Raw genomic sequence first — 19804 nt, 5'->3', positions numbered from 1 at the left:
GCGGCGATGACTTTTCGAGCGGCACAGGTCAAGATCTGGGCCAAGCAACTACGGCGGTCGTTGGGCGAGCGCAGCGTCACCGACGTGGTCAACCTGCTGTCACGGATCCTCGGCGAAGCGGTCGACGAAGGCCTGATCGGCGCCAACCCCTGCCGCAAACTCCGCCTCGCCACCGGCGACCAACCCGAACGGCCCCACGCCACCGCCGCCCAGATCGCCGGCCTGGCAGCCCGCGTGTCCCCCGACAACGCCGCCCTGATCGTCACCGCCGCCTACACCGGCCTGCGCTGGGGTGAACTCACCGGGCTGCAATGGGCACGGGTCGACACGGCCAACCGGGAGATCCGCGTCGACGGCAAAGACGGCGCCCTGCACGAGGTCGGCGGCAAACTCACCCTTGGACCGCCCAAGACCCCCGCCAGCGTCCGCACCGTGCACCTACCCGAGTTCCTGGCCGACCTGCTCGACGAGCACCACGACCGCCACCCCCACGCCCGGTTCGTGTTCACCGGAACCGACGGCGGCTTCCACCGACGCTCCAACTTCCGCCGCCGCGTCTGGCTACCCGACCTGCGTGGCGACACCGGCCGACCGCGGATCAACACCGAGATGCACTTCCACGACCTGCGCCACACCCACAAGACCTGGCTCATCGAGGACGGCGTCCCCGAAGTCCTCCAGCACAAGCGCATCGGCCACAAGTTCCACGGCGTCATGGGCGTCTACTCCCACGTCACCCAGCCGATGATCGACACGATGCTCGCCGGGTTGCAGCGCCGCTGGGAGCAAACGGGGAGCAAGAACCCATGACCACCTTCGAAAATACGGTTGTGGTCAAGATCGTTTGCTCCCCAACTGCTCCCCGAAACGATCAATGACCCGCAGACAGTGATCGTCTGCAGGCCATTGACCAGGTAAAACACACTGTGGGCGATACTGGGATCGAACCAGTGACCTCTTCGGTGTGAATGAAGCCAGAACAACGTCTCCACCAGTGGAAATAGAATTACCGCAGGAAGAATGTTGCTATTGGGTGCCGTTGAATGCGGTTCGACGCTGTTGAGCGCGTCCGACGGCTCCCATTTTGCTCCCACTGCCTGCTCCTACATGCTGCTCAAGACCCCGAACCGCCAATCGGATTAGGAGCCGTGGTCGCTGTCGAACGACACCCACGTCACCAGCAGCACGTCCACCCGATCTTGGGAAGTCAAGAGCATATAGGTGATCAATCCGTGCCCCTGGCCGAACGTGAGGTGGAACAGTCCGCCATCAGGATTGTCCGGATTCAGCGGACTGCCCCGCTCGGGCACCAGGGTCAAGACTTCGAACGCCTCACCCAGCGCGACAAGCGCCTCGGGCGGAAGCGCGCGGATCTGCTCCTGCGCGTCAGGATCGATGTCGAGGGTGTACGCCATGATCGTCGTCGACCGCCGCCCGAACCATCGGCGACTACAGACCCAACTCCGCCCGCAACACGTCCCACGACACACTGTCCGGCCGGGAGGCACCCGCACGACGGACCTCGACCGTGGTATCCACCAACCGACGAGCCGCATCCGGATCATCGCGGGTCAACAGCGCGACCCGCCGCCACACCTGCAACGTCGACCGCAACTGGTCCAGACGCAGAGTCCGCCGGGCCGCGCTCAACGCGGCATCGAAAGCCGCATCGAACTCGCCGGCATGCTCCGGCAGCAACCCGGCACGGATCAACTCCGGCGAACCGAACAACTCAGCCGCCCTGCCATCGCCCACCCACTCGGGTGCCGACTCCAGACCATCCGCGTCCGCCGCCCGACCAACAGGCCGGTCAGGCTCGGACGAACGGGCAGCCGGAGAGCTCACACACCGGATAGTAGCCCCAACCGCCGTCACCGGACGTCGGGACACCACCGCAACCCAAGTTCTGTACACCGAAGGTCCTCGCGGGCGAACACGCCAACCGCGGTGCCGGTGCGCCGGACCGCGTCACAGCAAGTCGTCCTCCAGGCCGCACACTCGACTGAGGCGCGACGGCGATCCCCATCAGGCGCGACTGCGGGATGCCGACTGCACACCGAGAGGCCGAACTGCATGACAAGCATCTGACCCGCATGGATGGCATTTCGGCAAGCGCAGCGCCATCCGCCTCTTCGACAAGTACCACGTACGCGTCGATCCGGGCGGTGGACAAGTCGTTCGGGTTCCTCCGCAGACCGCCACGGCCGCCGTGCACACGTTCGAGCGCGAGTTCCGGAACGCCGAGCGCGGCGGCCGTGGCGGCCATGTCGGTGGGTCTGACCGTGGCCGTTCCGCTCCCCGCGTCGGGTGCCACGGCAGACGATATCCGGCAATTGGACCCCGGCCTTGTGCCGCTCGAAAGTCACCGTCGCCGATGGACGGTTGTCGGCGCGTCGGGAGCATGTCCGGGTGATCGTGTCCCACGTCAACCTACAAGCAACCAATCACTTTTGATTCAATAACAGCGGAACTCCTGATGGAACCGGACATGGACACCGTCCGATCTACCAGGAGTTCCCCTGTCTGCGCACCAAAGACCCTCTGCCTGACCAAGCACGTAAACGGACGCCGAGGAGTGCGGAACCAGGTAGACATTCGATGGCCGACGCCCTGCCCTACGCAGCTAGAGGAGGCGTCGCATGGTCCAGAAGATCCAGTTGCCTTGAGCCACGCAAGTAGCTATATCCCAACCATTGGCGCCCATCGTAGTCAAGACGTTCGCCACCTCGGGAAAACTGCCTGTAACAAAATCTTCTCGGCCTCCAGGTTGAGTGATGCGAATAGAGTGATTGGTCCACATCCATTCGATGGTGCAGAACTCGAACGTCAACATCGGTCGCCCACTTCGTGCGTCATCTTTTGGCATTTGATCAAGGCATCGGAACCGGAGGTATGGTACATGGTTCGTTTCACACCCTCGGCGCAAAAAAAGCGAGAGGTATTCACTAGTCGCCGGTCTGTTTGTGACGGGCCTGACAGTGGCTTGGGCCGCAAATTTGCGGATTACGTCCAGCTGGTTGCAGCTACTCTGTCGTTCTCGATCGACAGTCCGAACGGCCGTGAGCGGTGGAGTGGAAGAACAGATGCCAACCCCTTCGGGGATGAGCGGCACTCACAACGCGGTGCACGGTCCCGTCAGCGGTTCCTTGGTCCAGGCCGGAAACATCTACGGTGGTGTGCATTACCACCAAGTTGTCTCGTCGCCCGATTTCCTGACACCGGACCGGACCGGCCACCAGCAGTCCGGGTTGGGACCCGAAGTCGAGGTCGGCGACGTCACCTACCTCGTGCACGAGCAACCAGCAAGTGCTCGGTCGACAGGTGACGGTGGCGCGGTCGTCCGGCAAGCGCGGTGCTTGCGACTGGTGCCCCGAAACGGGTTCGGCTGGTTGCGCCGGATCGATGTGCGAGTTGCCACACCGCTCACCCGGCAGGTACGGCAGGCATTAGCTGCGGAACACGACCTCCTACGCCGACTGTCGGGTGGGGTTCCTGGACTGCCTACGGTGCTCCAATTTGTCGAGGGCCCGGGCGGTACGACCACTCTCGTGACCGGGTGGCCGGAAACCCGGTCTCACCGGCCCTGTGACCCGCTGGACGTCTTGCTGCCCGGCGGAGCGCTGCGGGACCCGGGTGTGCTGGCGAGAGCGCGCCGAGCGCTAGCAGGACTGTGCACGACGCTCGCCGCGCTGCACGCCCACCGCGTCGTGCACGGTGGGCTTACCCCGGCCGGGCTGCTGATGCTCGACGACGGCACGCTGCAGCTGAGGGACCTCGCCCGAATCGATCCAGCAGCGCCCGAGTACCCGGCGCCTGAACAACTCGCGCGCGCTGCGGCGGGACCTTGGACGGACGTGTACCAGGTCGGAGCTATCGCGCACCACCTGCTCACCGGTCGGCACCCGAGCCCTCATGCCCCGTTGCCTATCCGGCGCTGGGAGTCCGACATTCCCACCGATCTCGCCGAGGCCATCGACGCGGCCCTGGTCGCGGATCCCTCGAAGCGTCCGAACGCCGCAGTGCTCGGGGCGCGGTTGCGCGGCCCCGCACACCCCATCCGCTGAAGGAGCACGGTGCATTCCGTCCAGTTGCCCCTCAACGGGGTGATCCACCTCGTCGCGTCCGCCGAGGACGACCACCGGCTGCGGGAGAAGACGCGCAACCACCCCCGGCTGCCGCAGAGCGTCGCACAGGTGGCGGCCGAACTGTCGGCCTCCCGCGGCGGCGTGCCCGCGACGGTGGACGAGCCCAACCGGTCCAACGGCAGACGCACGCTGCTGGTCTACGGCACGGCCTGGTCGGTCCGGCTGGAACCAACCCACTCCGGACGCGGGTACAAGGTCAAGTGGGTCGACCCGCTCCGGATCAGGGACCACCACCGGATCGCCCGGCACTTCCTGTCATTGCGCACGATCGGGTGGCGGCACGTGGACAGCCTGCGCGAACTGGGCGAGGGCACGCACTCGTTCTGGCCGCAGATCGAGCAGCAGTGGGAATGGCTCGTGCGGTCGCAGGCCGACGCGTCGCCCGCACCCGCCCTTCCGTCCCATCACACCGCGTTCCTCGACACCGTCGAACAGGTCGTTGACGCGGGCGAGCGGGTCGCCGTGGCGGCCTCGAACGGCGAGCGGCCCTATCCCTACCGCGACGTCGCACCGGTCGGTGAACGGCGGCAGGGCACGCACGCCGTGTACGGCTTCACGATCGGCGAGACCGCCGTGCCGGAGGAGGGCGCGTTCGTCCAGGTGAAGGGCTACGACGAGCACCGCGGTCAAGTGGTGCGGCTGGACGGCTGGGTGGCGACCGTCCGGTTCGACGAGGCCGTGGACTGGGAGTTGCTGCCGAAGACCGGCGAGTTGGAGACCACCACGAGCACGGTGGTGTTCAAGAAGCAGCGGGAGGCGATCACTGCCCTGCGCGACCGGCGGACGCGCAACCCACACTTGCTGACCGCCTTGGTCGACGCGCGCACCCGGCCGCTCGGCGAGGCGCCGGACACCCCGACCGAAGACCTCGACCCGGACCAGCTCCGAGCGTTCCGCCGGGCCTTGGCCGTCGAGGACCTGATGCTGGTGCTCGGTCCGCCGGGCACCGGCAAGACGCGGGTGATCAGCCAGGTCGCACATGCGGCGGGACGTGGGGACGGGTGGACGCGGCCGCCGCAGCGGGTGCTGGTCACCTCGCACTCCAACCGGGCCGTGGACAACATCCTGCCCAGGCTGTCACCGGACCTCGTGGTGGTGCGGGTCGGCAACGCCGGCACAGTCACCGAGGAAGGCCGGCCCTACCTGCTGGACGAGCAGTCCCGGCAGTTGCGTGGTCAGGTGCTCGCGGGCGTCGACCGCGGGCTGCGCGAGTTCGCCGACCTGGAGATCGCACAGAAGTGGAGCGACGAGCTGGCCGACCGGGTGGATGCTCTGCTGGCCTTGTACGCCGACGTGGACGAGGCGCACGCCGGTGTCGCGGCGGCCCGGCGCGCCGCCGGAGGTCCCGCCCAGGCCCGGGTGGACGGGGTGGAGGCGGTGCTGGCCGATCTCGACCTGCGGTCGGCACGCGTGCACCGCGCGGGCGAACGCACCACGCGACTCAGCCGGATCCCGCTGCTCGGCTGGTGGGCCCGGTGGCGGGGTGCCGCGCTCTGGTCGCAGGCCCAACAACTCGACGCGGCCCGGCATAGCCATGCCGAGGAACTGCGGCACGCCCGGCAGCACTTGAAGGCTGTCACCGAGCACGCGCCCGCAGTGCGCCACGCAGTCTCGGTGCTGGCGCAGCGGTGGGAACAGGCGGAGAAGGCGCGGGAGTCCGCGTTCCTTGCCGCTCACGCGTCGCGTGCGGCAGTCAGCGGCTCCGAACCACCGCCCGTGGTTCGCGACACCCCGGACCCGGTGGCGGTCCGGTATGACCTGACGGCCCTCGTGTCGTGGCTGCGAGCGCGGCTGCCGCTGCTCCACGCTCGTGCGCGCCTGCTCGAGGATTGGCACCGGGAGGTCTCCGGAGCCACGACACAACTGCACCCCGAGCTGATCCGCTACGCCCACGTCGTGGCGGCCACCACGATCGGCACGGCGTCCCGCCCGGAGCTGTCGGACGTGGACTTCGACCTGGTGATCGTCGACGAGGCCGGGCAGATCGGCACCGCCGACCTGCTGGTGCCTCTGGTGCGGGCACGGCGGGCGGTGCTGGTCGGGGACCAGCAGCAGCTGCCGCCGTTCCTCGACTCCGAGGTCGACGCCTGGGGCCGGGACGTGGGCGACCCGCGCATCAGGACCCTGCTCGCGCAGAGCGCGCTGGAACACCTGGTGGACCGCCTGCCACAGGCGAACGTCGTGCCACTGACGTGGCAGCGGCGGATGCCCGCGGTCATCGCCGAGTTCAGCTCGCAGGTCTTCTACGGCGGCAGGTTGCGCACCGCCGGCACGCGCGTGCACGACGACCCCCTGTTCGGCAGCCCGCTGGTGTTCGTCGATACCGCGCGGCTGTCCGCGCAGCAGCGGCGTGAACGACCGGCCCGTCAGCGGGAGCACCGGCAGAACGGCTATCACAACCCGGCCGAGACGCTGCTGCTGTCGCGGTTGGCGGCGCACTACGACGCGACGGGCCGCGAGTGGGCGGTGATCGTGCCCTACAGCGCGCAGGTCAAGGCAGTCACCGCCGCGATTGTGGAGCTGATCGGCAAGGAGGCCCAGGTGCGGCTGAACGTAGGTTCGGTCGACTCGTTCCAGGGCGGCGAGCGTCAAGTGATCCTCTACGGCTTCACCCGCAGCAACCCGGACGGCAACGTGGGTTTCCTGCGTGAACTGCGGCGCGCCAACGTCGCGTTCACCCGGGCCAAGGAGCAGCTCGTACTGGTCGGAGACCTGGACACGCTGACGATGGCGAGGGACACCGGATTCCGTGACTTGGCCCGGGCACTGCGCGACCACGTGGCGACGGCAGGCGAGATCAGACAGTACGCGGAAGTCCTCGACCGGATCGGTGGGCGATGAGCAGCAGGGCGAAGTTGTTCCCCTACCCCGAACTGCGGGCGTTGGAGGACGCCGCGTTCGAGCACGAGGTCGTCCCGACGCGCCTCCACTCGCTGCTCCTGCCGGTGTGGAAGGTGACCGTGCAGGCGACGGTGATCGTCGCCGAGGACTACGACCTCATCGACCGCCACCTGTCGCGCGGCATCGCCGAGGCGGGACTGACCACCACGGCCGAACTGGCGGCGTTCTTCTCCCTTGACCCGGTGCTGGTGGATCGGGCGTTGCGGGCGCTGGAGGCGATCGGCCACTTAGGGACGGCCAACGGCCGCTGGTGGCTGACGGAGGTGGGCCTGAGATCCGTGCGGGACGGGAGGCGGTACGAGGTCGCCAACGAGGACCGTCGCGTACTGTACTTCGACGGCTTCGCGAGCCGTCCCCTGACGAAGGTCTGCTACGACCCCCGCAAGGTCACCCTGCTGTCACCGGACGAGCTGCCGACCGGGAAACGTTTCCAGCGCCTGTTCACGCGGTGGAGCTTCGACCTGGCGGCGCTGCCGGCCCTGTCGGGCAACCCGGAGCGGGCCAGGTTCAACTTGCCCGAGCGGATCGACAACCCACGTCCACTTGGCCCGCCGGAACTGGCGTACCTGCCGCTGATCGTCGTGCGTGGGCTGTCACGGACCGGCCGAGCGCGCTACTTGGCCTACACCCAGGCTGCCGGTGAGGCCGACTCTGATTTGGGCGCGCTCATCGAGGCGACTCCCGACATCACCGACATCTTGGAGCACGAGCAGCGCGCTGCAGACCCGGAGCACGAGGAGAAGTGGGCGCGGAAGTGGGTCGACCAGTACGAACTCACCGGACACCACCTGGTCCGACTGCCCAACGGCTTGCTGCGCGTCGTGCTGCCCGGCCGCAGCTTCGGCGCGGACGGCGGGCTGCCGCTGTACCAGCTCGGGTCGTTTGTGGTGCGCGGCGACAGCTTCTTCCAGCCGTGGTGCGACGACGTGAGGTTGCGGCAAAAAGCTATGCTCAGCCGAGCGCGTTCACTACTCGGCGCTCGCTCGCGGCTCGAAACTGGGCGGGCTTGGCCCCGGATCGAGCAGATCGCCCGCCAGCTCGACTTGGGCGAGGTCGATGTGGGCACGCTGCGCGCGCTCGCCATTCAGTCAGGTGAAACGGTGCTCGTGACGCAGCTGGACGAGCTGGCGCACGCCTCTTGAGACTCACGCCTTGACTGATGGATGCGGTCCGACGAACTCGTTACTGAACCGCCCCGGCTTTGATGGGGACTCCATTGATTGTGGAGGATGGAGTCATGGCAGGAACGTCACGGCACTCGGCCGAGGTGCGTCAGCGGTGTGCCTGCCGAAAATCCCGTCCGTGCTGGTCAGGCGGCGTGGTGGTACTCGTTGAGGATGCCGCCCAGTCGTTGCCGTTGGCGGATGTCGAGGTGGGTGAGGGCTGCTTGGTCGGTGGTGGGTGGTGGTAGGGCGCGTAGTGGTCGGGTGTTGTCGATGCCTTGGCGGGGTCGGTGGGTGTTGTAGAAGTGCTCGTACTCGCGTAGTGCGTGGAGTAGGTGCTGTTGGTTCCAGATGAGGGTGCGGTCGAGGAGTTCGCGTCGGCAGCTGCGGATCCAGCGTTCCATGATCGCCGTTCATGCGCGGTATCCGGACGCCGCTGAGAACGACCTCGATGCCTGAATCGCGAGGACGGCGTCGAACAGGGCGGGGAACTTCCCGTCACGGTCTCGGATCAGGAATCGTGCGGTGCTGCCTGTGTCTTCGAGGTCCATGACGAGGTTCCTGGCGGCTTGGGTGACCCAGGATGCGGTGGGGTGCGTGGTGGCGCCGAGGACTCTGATTCGGCGGCTGGTGTGCTCGATGACCGCGAGCACGTACTGGCGGGTGCCGCTCAACGTGGAGGTCTCGAAGAAGTCGCAGGCCAGTAGCGCCTCGGCCTGCGAGCGCAGGAAGGCCGACCAGGTCGTCGTGGTGCGTTCGGGTGCAGGGTCTATTCCGGCGTCTTTGAGGATCTGCCAGACGGTGGAGGCGGCGATCTTGATGCCGAGTACGAGGAGTTCGCCGTGGATGCGGCAGTAGTCCCAGGTGGGATTCTCTCGTGCCAGGCGCAGCACCAGGAGTCTGTCGCCGGGCTGATGCCGAAGACCGTCCTCGACGCCGTACTGAGGTACTACGGCGCTGAAGCGTCGAACGATCCGGAGCGGGGTGCGGTCGCGAAAAAGCGTCGGCGGCCACCGCAGCGGATCCCGTTCAAGCCGCGGAACCTGCCGCCGCTCAACGACACGATGCCGCTGGACGAGGACCGGCCGTGACTACCCCGAGCCCTGCCCTTGACGCGTTCGAGAAGGGCGGGGAGCGCATTCGTGAAGCGGCCAAGTGGTTGATTGCGAGCGCTGCCGCGGTCGCGGCCGCGCTTCTGGCCGTGTGCCGCTCGAAAAGTCATCGCGGCTGGTAGAGCGGGGTGTAGCCGCGTTGGGACCATGTCCGGGTGATCGTGTCCCTGCTGTATAAGGTGACCCGGAAGTTGCTGTCCGTCCCGTCGGTGCTCCTTCGGAGTGGGGCGGCGAAGGACGCCGAGCTGCTCGTGCTGCGGCACGAGAACGCGGTCCTGCGCCGGCAGGTGACGGGTCCTGTCCGCTATGAGCCCGCGGACCGGTTCTGGTTCGCCGCCCTGTCCGGACTGGTGGATCGTCAGCGGTGGCAGAAGGTATTCCTCGTGACACCGGGCACCCTGCTCGCCTGGCACCGCAGACTCATGGCCCGCAAGTGGGACCTGCCGTGCACGACAACCCCATCCATGCAGGTAGAAGATGCGCGAAGCTCAAGACCACGAAGTGCTCGCGGCACGGTTGCCGTCCGCCGTGACATCGTCCAGCACGGCATGATGAGCGGCTGTGCTGCTCCGACTGGCCTACCTCGGTGTGACCAACGCCTTCGCGCTGCTGCGCCTGCTGCCCATGAGCGACCGGGACAAGGACACGGAGATCCTGGCACTACGCCATCAGATCACCGTCCTGGAACGCCAACTCGGTGACGCCCGTCCACGGTTCTCCCCCGACGACCGGGCGTTTCTCGCGGCACTGCTGCACCGACTTCCGGTCGATACGCTTCGTCGGCTCCGACTGCTGGTGCGTCCGGAGACAGTGCTTCGGTGGCACCAGGACTTCATGAAACGCCGCCACGCGATCAGATCCCGTCCCGAGCGGCCCGGTCGTCCACGGACCGTCCGCTCGATCCGGCTCCTGGTACTGCGCCTGGCACGGGAGAACCCAACATGGGGCTACCGCCGCATCCACGGCGAACTCCTCGTACTCGGCATCAAGGTCGCAGCCTCCACCGTCTGGCAGATCCTCAAGGACACCGGGATCGACCCGGCGCCCCAGCGCACCACGACGACCTGGTCGACCTTCCTCCGCTCACAGGCCGACGCGCTACTGGCATGCGACTTCTTCGAGACCCATACGTTGACCGGCACCCGCCTGTACATACTCGCGGTCATCGAGCACACCAGCCGCCGAATCAGAGTCCTGGGCGCCACCGCACACCCGACCACGTCCTGGGTCACTCAAACCGCCAGGAACCTCGTCATGGACATCGAAGACACAGGCAGCACCGCACGATTCCTGATCCGAGACCGTGACGGGAAGTTCCCCGCCCTGTTCGACGCCGTCCTCGCCGATTCAGGCATCGAGGTCGTTCTCAGCGGCGTCCGGATACCGCGCATGAACGGCGATCATGGAACGCTGGATCCGCAGCTGCCGACGCGAACTGCTCGACCGCACCCTCATTTGGAACCGACCGCAACTACTCCGCGCCCTGCGCGAGTACGAGAAGTACTACAACACCCACCGGCCCATCAAGGCATCGCCAACGCCCGCCCACTGCGCACGCTGCCACCAGCCGTCACCGCCCAAGCGGCCCTCACCCGACTCGACATCCGCTAACGGCAACGACTGGGCGGCATCCTCAACGAGTACCACCATGCGCCTGACCAGCACGGACGACACTTTCGGCAAGCACAACCTCAGTACTACCCGTCCGAACGACGGCTGACTGACAGCTCTGGCGTGTTAGTGTCGCGCCCCCTCTTGGGAGGGGACGTGACAACCGCAGGGGGCACGAATGGACGCCAGAGACCTCTTACGACCTGCCGCACCCGTCATTGGTCAGTTGATCAAGGCGGTTCAGCGGCTCAAGGGCGCCGAAATGGTATCCGAACCGGTCCGTCTGGACCCACCGCTGCGTCTCCCAGGAGTGCCAACCCTGACACGGCTCGAACACGAGCGTATTGAGGAGTTCACTTCCAAAGTGGTCGATCAGCTCGCTGAGTTCCGGCGCACGGAACTCAGCAGCGTGTCGCCTGCCGACTGGAACGCCGCAGTGGGTGCCGCCCAGGAGACCCTCGCGCACAGCGCCCCACTGGATCTGGACTTCGTTCTGGCAGCGAACCTCGAACCGGAGCAACTGGTGGAGCGGCTCGTCGCGAGGGACCCCGACCGGGTGCGGGCCACGGAGCTTGTCGGCGACGCAATCGTCGCGTACGTGTCGGTCCTGCTTGCCTGCTCCGCCCAGCTCATCGAATTCTTCACGTCGCGTCCTAACTTCTCAGCCCGGGTCGACGTCGAGCTCGTCCGGCGCACCGGTGCGCTTCTGGAAAACAGGCTGGTGATGGCTCCCGAGCAGCGGTACCTCGAATTCGAGCGGCAGTACCGCGCCGCAGTAGAGGGCAAGCTGCGCAGTCTCCGCCTGTTCGGAGTTCGCCTCGGCCGCATCTCGAATTCATACCCACTGACCACGGCGTACATCAGCCTTAGCGGTGCGGCGGAGAACAGCAAACCAGTCGACCTCGGTAGTGAACTTGGAACGTCGCGCACCGGCAAGGCGCGGCTGCCCCAGATCCTTGGCACTAATCGGCGCCTGCTGATCCGCGGTGAGGCGGGCTCGGGCAAGACCACACTGCTCCAATGGGTCGCCACTGTCACTGCCAGCGGTTCGGTCCAGGTGCCCGAACTGGCCGGAAAAGTCCCGTTCTTTGTCCGCCTGCGGAACTTCGCCGGCAAACCGCTGCCCCACACCTCAGCGTTCGCCGCGCAGATCTCTGAGGAATTAGATGTTCCGGAGGGATGGGTGCGATCGGTGCTGCTGGAGAGGCGTGGACTCGTGCTGGTCGACGGTGTCGATGAACTGCCTGAGGGCCAGCGCGAAGCTGCCCGCGAGTGGCTGGATGGCATGACCTCCCAGTTCGAAGGCAATCACTTTGTGGTCACGTCCCGACCCCCCGCAGCGGCGGCTGGCTGGCTCAGCGAAGCGGGATTCAAGAGCTTCCGTATCCTGCCGATGGACATGGCCGACATCCGCGACTTCATCCGCCACTGGCACAACACGATGCGAGTGCTTTCCGGATCGGAGCAGGACGCGACTGAAATCGTGCGCCTCCAGACCGATCTGGAGAAGACCTTCGGCAGACGACGTGACTTGCGCAAACTCGCCACCAACCCGCTGCTATGCGCACTGATCTGCGCCCTGCACGTCGATCGGCTCCGCGAACTGCCCCGCGACCGCGTGGAGTTGTACCGCGCGGCGCTCGAAATGTTACTGTCCGAACGCGACCGCCAACGCCAGGTGCCGACCTACATCGACGACATCTCGCGACGTGATCAGGAGGCACTACTCGCGCACCTGGCTTACTGGATGATCCGCAACGACCGTCTCGACGTGACGCAGGCTGAGGTAGCAAGCCGGATCAATCACGAGCGTCGCGGCATGCCGCATTTGACGGCGTCGTCGGCGGACTTGGCGAAGTACCTGGTCCTCCGGTCGGGAGTACTCCAGACTGTGACGGCCGAGCGGTCGGACTTCCTGCACCGCACGTTCCAGGAGTACCTAGCCGCCCAAGCCGTGCTGGACTACGGCGATCTCGACTTTCTGGTGCAGAACGCCGAGCGCGACCAGTGGCGCGAAGTGGTTCCCCTCGTCGTGGCCCACGCCAACCGGCGCGAGTGCGAGCAGGTGGTGACCGGGCTGATCGAGCGCGGTGACCGCGACACGAGGCTGCGCTACAAGCTGCATCTGCTGGCCGCCGCCTGTCTCAACACTGCGTCCTACCTTTCTCCGGAGACTATCTCACTGGTCACCGAGAAGACCATCCGCATGATCCCACCAGTCAACGACGATCAAACCCAGGAATTAATCCGCGTCGGCAGCCTGGTGCTCGACCTCATACCGGACCTCGAAGCGGCAGCGCCGAATGCTGTACATCAATTGCTCAATGTCGTGCAGGGTATCGGCGGGCCGGAAGCACTCCCTATCCTGTCCCGGTTCGCGGCCCTACCCTCTCGCGACATCCGGATGCGACTCGCCGAAAATTGGCCGGATTGCGATCCCGTCGACTACGTGCGGACCGTTTTGGACTCCATGATCTTGACCGACGTCACTGTCGCAGTCAACTCGGACAAGCAACTCGAAGCACTGGAACATACGAAGCACCTGCAACACCTCGAAGTCTCGACCGATATTGCCGAAACACCAAAAGTCACAAATTCACTCGGTCGACACTCGAACCTCCAATCCCTCACTCTGGTCAATGTCGAGATTGACGGGCCCGACACCTTCGCCCACTTGCACAAATTGCGCAATCTCCAGATGTACGGTGTTTCCTTCAGGCAGAGTCTGCAAGTCATCGAAGGCCTGCCCGTACACCAACTGCTCCTCAACGGAATCACGTTAAACCCGCCCGACGTACTAAGCTCGCTCCCCGACCTCGAAGAATTGACGCTCGGAACAACGACCGTCGCAGCCGGGTCCACGATTGCCCTTCCCGATTCGCTGCATCACCTCAAGCTGGGTGATTCCCCACATCTTTTCGGCATCTACGAGTCGGCACCGGAGAAACTCCTAGTCGCCTACTACTCGGCCAACTCCTGGCATCGCACACGGCTGTCGACGTTCAACGCTTGGACCGGGATGACCGAACTCCATATGGTCGGCTGGCCGACTGCGGAGGAAGTGGAAATCATCCAGAGCATGCCAAGCTTGCGCAGGCTCCGCATACTAGTACCGGACGACCCGCTTCGGGAAGACATACGCGAAGGCGGGACTACGAAGTATCCATACCCTCCACTGCTCACCGGCTTGGCCGAAACAACTCGAAGACTACCTGCCCATGTGGAACTTCAGCTGGGAATCTTCCAACGCTACGGAAACGAGGACATTGATGAGTACGAGGACGAGCACGGAGGGCAATGCGTAATCTTGTGGCGGAATAAGCCGCTCGTCGAGCCCCTCACCCCCGCGCTGCGGAACCGCCGCACCGTGGGGCGCATGGTGGTAAATGGCATCGAGATCGCTCTGGCGTGACGGACCCGGCATCCCACGCTGTGCCTGCCGAAATGTCATCCGTGCTGGTCAGGCGGCGTGGTAGTACTCGTTGAGGATGCCGCCCAGCCGTTGCCGTCTGCGGATGTCGAGGTGGGTGATGACTGTTTGGTCGGTGGCTGGTGGTGGCAGTGGGTGTAGTGGTCGGGCGTTGACGATGCCTTGGTGAGGTCGGTGGTTGTTGTAGAACTGCTCGTACTCGCGTAGTGCGTGGAGTAGGTGCTGTTGGTTCCAGATGAGGGTGCGGTCGAGGAGTTCGTGGCGGCAGCTGTGGATCCAGCGTTCCATGATCGCGTTCATGCGCGGTATCCGGACACCAGTGAGGAGGACCTGGACACCGGCGTCGGCGAGGACGGCGTCGAACAGGGTGGGGAACTTTCCATCCCGGTCGCGGATCAGGAATCGCGCGGAATTACTCGCCTCCTCAAGATCCATGACGAGGTTCTTGGCGGCTTGGGTGACCCAGGAGGCGGTCGGGTGTGCGGTGGCGCCGAGGACCCGGATCTGGCGGCTGGCGTGCTCGATCACCGCGAGCACGTACAGGCGGGTGCCGCTCAGGGTGGTGGTCTCGAAGAAGTCGCAGGCCAGGAGCGCCTCGGCCTACGAGCGGAGGAAGGTCGACCAGGTCGTCGAGGTGCGCTTGGGGGCCGGGTCGATCTCGGCGTCCTTCCCGGAGAACCGCGCCGGCATTGGCCTGCACCACTCCGCTGGCTTTCCGCACCGTCGGCGTCCGCGAGCGCATCGCCCACCACCACGGCGTCTGGCTCGACACCGTACTGCTCGAACGCCGTGCGCAGTCCATGTCGGCTGCCGACGGCTGCGCTTGTTGAGCCGCTTGTCACCGCGTACAGCGGAATCGTCGATCCGGTGCTCCGGCACGCTGGGCCGAGTTGTCGGTGTCGGAGGGTAGATTCGGGTGTTTCTCCGCACTGTGTTCGGGATGGATGGTCATGGACTTCTCGGTGCTGCCGCGCGGGCAGATGGAGTGGACGTCGCTGATCGACGATCTGAGCAGGACCGACGACCGGGTCGAGCGGCACTTCCTGGAGCTAAAGTCCGATGTCGACCTCACCGGGTCGGCGGGTCGGGCGAAGGTGGTCAAGTTCATCCTCGGTGCGGCCAACCGGGACCCGGACACTGCGGCCCGCTACTTTCAGGGGCACGCCCTGATGGTCCTCGGGGTCGCACCCGGGGCGGTCACCGGCATCGCGCCGTTCGAGGCCATGGATCTGGCCCGGTTCGTCGCTCGTTACACCGGCACGCCCGGCCCCCGGTGGGACTTCCAGCGCGTTCCCGCTGGCGAGGGCAGGGACGTCATCGTCATCGTGGTTGACCCGCCCACGGGCAGCGTCTGGACCTGCCTGAGCGACGGGCCCGAGAAGCTGACCGACGGCGCCATCTTCGTCCGCGCCGACGGCGAGACCCGGTTGGCCAAGGGCGCGGAGATCCGGGCGATGGTTGACCGGAGCCGCGCGCACACCGTCACCGCCGAGTTGGACGTCGCCGTTGTCGGCCGCGCGGTACGCCATCCGCACGGGTACGAGCAGGTGCTGGAGGACTACATCGAGGCGCACCGCGAGAGGCTCGGCGAGGCCTCGGCCCGTGTCAGATCCCGTCCCGGTACCCGGTTGGCCGGTTTCGACACCCTGGGTGCCCAGTTCTCGATCGGCGACCGCCGCAAGCCGGAGGAGTTCCTGGCCGAGGTGGAGTCCTGGCAGGAAGGGGTGCGACGAGCCTGGCCGGAGGTCCTGGACCACCTGGCGGGCTACGCCGGACGTGGCGTTCACCTGCGCATTCGCAACAGCAGCGACGCGTTCCTGGAGAACGTGGAGGTGCAGGTCCACATCGAGGGGGAGGTCAGGGCCGTCGACCCGGTCGAGGACGACGGGCTCGATCTTTCGTCCCGGCTGCCTGCCCTACCCCTCCGGTGGGGTGCTATCACGCTGTTGTCCTCCGCGTTCGCGCTCAACAACTACCCGGTGCCTGATGTGCTCCGGCCGGCGGCCATGGGGATGGGGGTCCTGTACCACAACGGCGGATCGACGACGCTGACCGTGACGCTGGACGCGCTGCGCCCCCGGAGCGTGCACGACACCGATCCTGGTGACTTCGCCCTGGTCGTCGACGGGCCCGACATCGCCGAGCTGCGCGGCACCTGGCGGATCACCGCGCGAGGGCACCACCGCGTTTACGAAGGTGAGCTCGCCGTCCCGGTCAAGCAATTGGGCGACGTCGATGAGCCGATCCGCTCCGCGCTCATGCCCGACGACGCCGATGAGGCGGACACCGCGGAGGACGAGGATTGATCCGGTACGTCCGCAGTGCGCTGCCAGCATGAACGGGGTGTGGGGTTCCAGAACTCTGCGCTGAGGCGCTGAGCTGCGGTGATCGCGCATTATGAACCGTGGGAGCATGATCGTCCGGTTCGTCGGCTGGTCCGTCCTACTCAGCCGGTCATCGGCGGCCAAGGACGCCGAACTGCTGTTGCTGCAGCATGAAGTCGCCGTGCCACGCCGCACCAAACCGCGCCCGCGGCTGGAGCGGGCCGACCGCGCGCGGTGCCCGCCACACTGGTTCCCCGACTCCCTCCGCTGTTGCGCGAGCACCGATTGCTGACTCCAGCCACCGTCCTGCGATGGCACCGGCGCCTGGTCACGAAGAAGTGGACCTACCCGACGGATCGGGCGCCCACCGACCGACGACACCATCGAGCCATTTTCATCGTGACGTCGCAGGTCACGGCAGAGACTGAGCGGTGGGAGCGTGGTGAGCGAGACTCCCGGTGAGACAGCAGTCGACCTGTGGGGTGTCAGAACTCTGCACTGGCATGCTGAGCTGCGACGATCGCACACGCTGGACCTCCAGGGCATGATCGTGGGGTGTGGCGTTACGACTGCTGTACCTGATCTTTGTCCGGCTCGGTGACTGCTGGTACTGCGGCACGAGGTCTCCGTGCTGCGACGAACCAACCCCGGTCCGCGGCTGGAGTGGGCCGATCGCGCGGTGCTCGCCGCGCTGGTGCGCCGACTCCCCCGACTGCTGCGCGAGCACCGGTTGGTGGCACCGGGGACCCTCCTGCGATGGCATCGACGCCTGGTCGCGCGGAAGTGGACCTACCCGAACCGCACCGGCCGACGACACCCTCATGACGTTGATCGAACGCACGGCGCGGGAGAACACCGGCTGGGGCTACCGCCGGATCCAGGGCGAGCTGCTCGAGCTCGGCCACCGGGTAGCCGCGTCAACGGTTCGCCGCGTGCTCAAGCGCCTGCGCATACCGCCCGCGCCCCGGCGCGACACCGACACCTCCTGGCGACAGTTCCTCCGAGCGCAGGCCGCGAGCCTGGTGGCCTGCGACTTCTTCCAGTGCGCCACGAGGCGCTACGTGATCGAGTGGAGGTGAGAGGACTCCGCCGCCGACCAGTCGCAGCTGGCCGGTGAAGCTGAGGGCAGTCGATGCGCGGGAACGCGCGTAGCGATGGGAGCAGCCCTGACAACGCCGGGACGGGTCGGCATCATCAGACGGTCCGGGTCCGGCAAGCAGCGCGGGGAAGGTGTACGCGAGAAACCACCGTCTGACGCCTCGTAAAGTCGCACCCGGCTCAAACCTGATGAATACGGGCCGGGATGCAGCGCGTGGCCACCATTGTGGGTGGCCGACTCCGAAACCGGTTTGGAAGTCCGGCGAGGAGGCCATGGTGAAGGTCTGCGGCGTAGTCATGGCGATGCTGCCGGGGTAGAGGTGGGCACCTCCCTCCGTGATCGATCGTGTGGTGAACGTGGGAACCACTCGCAGCCGCCCTACCCGCCGGACAGCCGGTCCGGCGACGGGCAGGTCCGTTGCCGACCAGGGGTTGCCGGGTGGGGCGGAGGCCTCGTAGTAGTCCGAGCGCGCGAAAGGCGCGTACATGGCGAAGGGGGCCAGCAAGTCGGCAGTCGAAGAACTGGAATGCCAGGAGGGTGTCACCGGTGAATACCGATGATCTGGAGTCCGCCACCTTGCGGGCGGAGCGACGGGTACTGGGGATCCAGACCAAACTGCACCGTTGGGCAGGCGACGATCCCCATCGCAGGTTCGATGATCTGTACAACCTCGTCGCCGATCCCGCGTTCCTGTTGGTCGCGTGGGACCGGGTGCGGGGCAACAAAGGTGCCCGAACCTCCGGGGTGGACGGCCGCACGGCGATGTCCATCTCGACGTCGGCGGATGTCGAGGAGTTCCTCGACGGACTGCGGACTTCACTCAAGGACCGCAGTTTCACGCCGATGCCGGTACGGGAACGGATGATCCCCAAGTCGGGCGGGAAACTGCGCCGCCTGGGGATCGCCACGATCACCGACCGGGTGGTCCAGGCATCGTTGAAACTTGTGCTGGAGCCGATCTTCGAGGCGGATTTCCTCCCGTGCTCCTACGGGTTCCGCCCGCTGCGCCAGGCCCACGACGCGGTGGCCGAGGTGCGTTTCCACGCGATGCATTCCTACGAGTGGATCGTGGAGGGCGACATCAAAGCCTGCTTCGACGAGATCGCGCACCCCGCCCTTCTGGACCGGGTACACGAACGTGTCGGAGACAAACGCGTCGTGGCTCTGCTGAAGGCGTTCCTGAAGTCCGGGATCCTCGGCGAGGATCGCCGGTTACGGGAGAACGACACCGGCACCCCGCAGGGTTCGATCCTCTCACCGCTGCTGTCCAATGTGGCCTTGTCAGTGCTGGACGAGCACATCGCCCACGCCCCCGGCGGGGCCACGACCGGCACAGCGGACAGGGCCAAGCGTCGCCGTCACGGTCTGCCGAACTCCAAGCTGGTCCGGTTCGCCGACGACTGGTGCCTGATGGTGTCGGGCTCCAGGGCCGACGCGCAGGCTCTGCGCGAGGAGATCGCCGAGGTCCTGACCACGATGGGCTTGCGCCTGTCACGGGAGAAGACCCTGATCACCCATATCGACGAAGGTCTGGACTTCCTCGGGTGGCGCATCCAGCGTCACCGCAAGCGGGGAAGCGACCGGCGGTATGTCTACACCTATCCCGCACGCAAGGCCGTCAAGGCCGTGACGGGCAAGGTCAAAACCATCTGCCGGACGACGGACACGAACCTGCCGCTCGACGCCCTGCTGAGCCGGCTCAACCCGGCGCTGCGGGGCTGGTGCGTCTACTTCCGCCCCGGGGTGTCCACCGACGCCTTCAGCCACCTGAGCTACTGCGCGTGGCAACAGGTCGGCCGATGGCTTCGACGCAAACACCACCGATCGGCGTGGAAGGACCTGCGCCGCCGCTACTACAAGGGCGACGCATGGTGGCCGACCTCGGAGAAAGGGCCGCTGTTCAATCCGGCAACGGTGGGCACGACCCGCTACCGCTACCGGGGAACCGCAATCCCGACTCCCTGGCCGATCACGAGCTGAGGAAATCAGCCACCCTACGGGACTTGTGGAGCGCCCGGT

The 19804-nt window shown here is 66.3% G+C and carries 15 protein-coding genes and 1 pseudogene; 11 read left to right on the top strand and 5 right to left on the bottom strand.

Features of this window, described 5'->3' with window-relative positions; genetic code table 11:
• The first annotated feature begins 6 nt into the window (after nucleotides 1-6).
• Entirely contained in the window at nucleotides 7-810 is an 804-nt protein-coding gene (locus B0I31_RS25895) for a site-specific integrase (RefSeq protein ID WP_106618004.1), read from the top strand.
• Between the two features lie 329 nt (nucleotides 811-1139).
• Here B0I31_RS25895 and B0I31_RS25890 read toward each other — a convergent pair whose 3' ends face one another.
• Nucleotides 1140-1415 (bottom strand): hypothetical protein, encoded by a 276-nt coding sequence (locus B0I31_RS25890; RefSeq protein WP_106618003.1) that lies wholly within the window; start codon nucleotides 1413-1415, stop codon nucleotides 1140-1142.
• Nucleotides 1416-1449: 34 nt separating this feature from the next.
• Nucleotides 1450-1845, bottom strand: a complete 396-nt coding sequence (locus B0I31_RS25885) for a DUF6247 family protein (protein WP_106618002.1) — start codon at nucleotides 1843-1845, stop codon at nucleotides 1450-1452.
• A gap of 1790 nt (nucleotides 1846-3635) precedes the next feature.
• On the opposite strand from B0I31_RS25885, the gene B0I31_RS41240 reads away from it, so the two are divergent.
• From B0I31_RS41240 to B0I31_RS25870, 3 genes are read left to right on the top strand one after another with little or no spacing between them, the layout of a single operon-like run.
• Complete coding sequence (locus tag B0I31_RS41240; RefSeq protein WP_219910800.1) at nucleotides 3636-4064, top strand: protein kinase family protein; 429 nt, start codon at nucleotides 3636-3638, stop codon at nucleotides 4062-4064.
• A 9-nt stretch (nucleotides 4065-4073) separates the two neighbouring features.
• Complete coding sequence (locus B0I31_RS25875) at nucleotides 4074-6986, top strand: DEAD/DEAH box helicase (RefSeq protein ID WP_146173937.1); 2913 nt, start codon at nucleotides 4074-4076, stop codon at nucleotides 6984-6986.
• Nucleotides 6983-8188, top strand: a complete 1206-nt coding sequence (locus B0I31_RS25870; protein WP_106617999.1) for a hypothetical protein — start codon at nucleotides 6983-6985, stop codon at nucleotides 8186-8188. The genes B0I31_RS25875 and B0I31_RS25870 overlap by 4 nt, the downstream gene beginning before the upstream one ends.
• A 167-nt stretch (nucleotides 8189-8355) precedes the next feature.
• Here B0I31_RS25870 and B0I31_RS41970 read toward each other — a convergent pair whose 3' ends face one another.
• Nucleotides 8356-8613, bottom strand: a complete 258-nt coding sequence (locus B0I31_RS41970; RefSeq protein ID WP_245950409.1) for an integrase — start codon at nucleotides 8611-8613, stop codon at nucleotides 8356-8358.
• A 9-nt stretch (nucleotides 8614-8622) separates the two neighbouring features.
• On the bottom strand, nucleotides 8623-9102 hold the full coding sequence (locus B0I31_RS41965) for a helix-turn-helix domain-containing protein (RefSeq protein ID WP_245950407.1): 480 nt from the start codon (nucleotides 9100-9102) through the stop codon (nucleotides 8623-8625).
• Between the two features lie 21 nt (nucleotides 9103-9123).
• Between B0I31_RS41965 and B0I31_RS40800 the strand changes: the two genes are divergently transcribed.
• The 3 genes from B0I31_RS40800 (at nucleotide 9124) to B0I31_RS25850 (ending at nucleotide 14344) form a co-directional block, all read left to right on the top strand.
• Nucleotides 9124-9300 (top strand): hypothetical protein, encoded by a 177-nt coding sequence (locus B0I31_RS40800; RefSeq protein ID WP_181320378.1) that lies wholly within the window; start codon nucleotides 9124-9126, stop codon nucleotides 9298-9300.
• A 582-nt stretch (nucleotides 9301-9882) separates the two neighbouring features.
• Entirely contained in the window at nucleotides 9883-10932 is a 1050-nt protein-coding gene (locus B0I31_RS25855; protein WP_245950405.1) for an integrase, read from the top strand.
• A 178-nt stretch (nucleotides 10933-11110) separates the two neighbouring features.
• A complete protein-coding gene (locus B0I31_RS25850; protein WP_106617998.1) occupies nucleotides 11111-14344 on the top strand; it encodes an NACHT domain-containing protein in 3234 nt (1077 codons plus the stop codon).
• A 48-nt stretch (nucleotides 14345-14392) separates the two neighbouring features.
• Here B0I31_RS25850 and B0I31_RS25845 read toward each other — a convergent pair whose 3' ends face one another.
• Nucleotides 14393-14899, bottom strand: a complete 507-nt coding sequence (locus B0I31_RS25845) for an integrase core domain-containing protein (RefSeq protein WP_245950402.1) — start codon at nucleotides 14897-14899, stop codon at nucleotides 14393-14395.
• A gap of 130 nt (nucleotides 14900-15029) precedes the next feature.
• On the opposite strand from B0I31_RS25845, the pseudogene B0I31_RS43130 reads away from it, so the two are divergent.
• The 4 genes and pseudogenes from B0I31_RS43130 to ltrA all read left to right on the top strand — a co-directional run.
• Nucleotides 15030-15192, top strand: a pseudogene (locus B0I31_RS43130) (N-acetyltransferase family protein); the annotation flags it as partial.
• A gap of 120 nt (nucleotides 15193-15312) precedes the next feature.
• A complete protein-coding gene (locus tag B0I31_RS25835) occupies nucleotides 15313-16668 on the top strand; it encodes a hypothetical protein (RefSeq protein ID WP_146173936.1) in 1356 nt (451 codons plus the stop codon).
• An 839-nt stretch (nucleotides 16669-17507) separates the two neighbouring features.
• A complete protein-coding gene (locus B0I31_RS41960) occupies nucleotides 17508-17765 on the top strand; it encodes a hypothetical protein (protein ID WP_245950400.1) in 258 nt (85 codons plus the stop codon).
• 566 nt (nucleotides 17766-18331) lie between these two features.
• Nucleotides 18332-19765, top strand: coding sequence for a group II intron reverse transcriptase/maturase (gene ltrA / locus B0I31_RS25815; protein ID WP_106617996.1), 1434 nt, complete (start codon nucleotides 18332-18334; stop codon nucleotides 19763-19765).
• Nucleotides 19766-19804: the final 39 nt, after the last annotated feature.

It is taken from the genome of Saccharothrix carnea (assembly GCF_003014735.1).
GTDB lineage: Bacteria > Actinomycetota > Actinomycetes > Mycobacteriales > Pseudonocardiaceae > Actinosynnema > Actinosynnema carneum.
This window is presented reverse-complemented; position numbering and strand designations above follow the sequence as displayed.

What these genes read in the sequence shown, in the direction of transcription:
- B0I31_RS25895 (WP_106618004.1), top strand. Translation starts at nt 7, where the DNA reads ATGACTTTTCGAGCGGCACAGGTCAAGATCTGGGCCAAGCAACTACGG.
- B0I31_RS41970 (WP_245950409.1), bottom strand. Translation starts at nt 8,613, where the DNA reads ATGGAACGCTGGATCCGCAGCTGCCGACGCGAACTCCTCGACCGCACC.
- B0I31_RS25870 (WP_106617999.1), top strand. Translation starts at nt 6,983, where the DNA reads ATGAGCAGCAGGGCGAAGTTGTTCCCCTACCCCGAACTGCGGGCGTTG.
- B0I31_RS40800 (WP_181320378.1), top strand. Translation starts at nt 9,124, where the DNA reads ATGCCGAAGACCGTCCTCGACGCCGTACTGAGGTACTACGGCGCTGAA.
- B0I31_RS41960 (WP_245950400.1), top strand. Translation starts at nt 17,508, where the DNA reads ATGACGTTGATCGAACGCACGGCGCGGGAGAACACCGGCTGGGGCTAC.
- B0I31_RS25835 (WP_146173936.1), top strand. Translation starts at nt 15,313, where the DNA reads ATGGACTTCTCGGTGCTGCCGCGCGGGCAGATGGAGTGGACGTCGCTG.
- B0I31_RS25890 (WP_106618003.1), bottom strand. Translation starts at nt 1,415, where the DNA reads ATGGCGTACACCCTCGACATCGATCCTGACGCGCAGGAGCAGATCCGC.
- B0I31_RS25850 (WP_106617998.1), top strand. Translation starts at nt 11,111, where the DNA reads ATGGACGCCAGAGACCTCTTACGACCTGCCGCACCCGTCATTGGTCAG.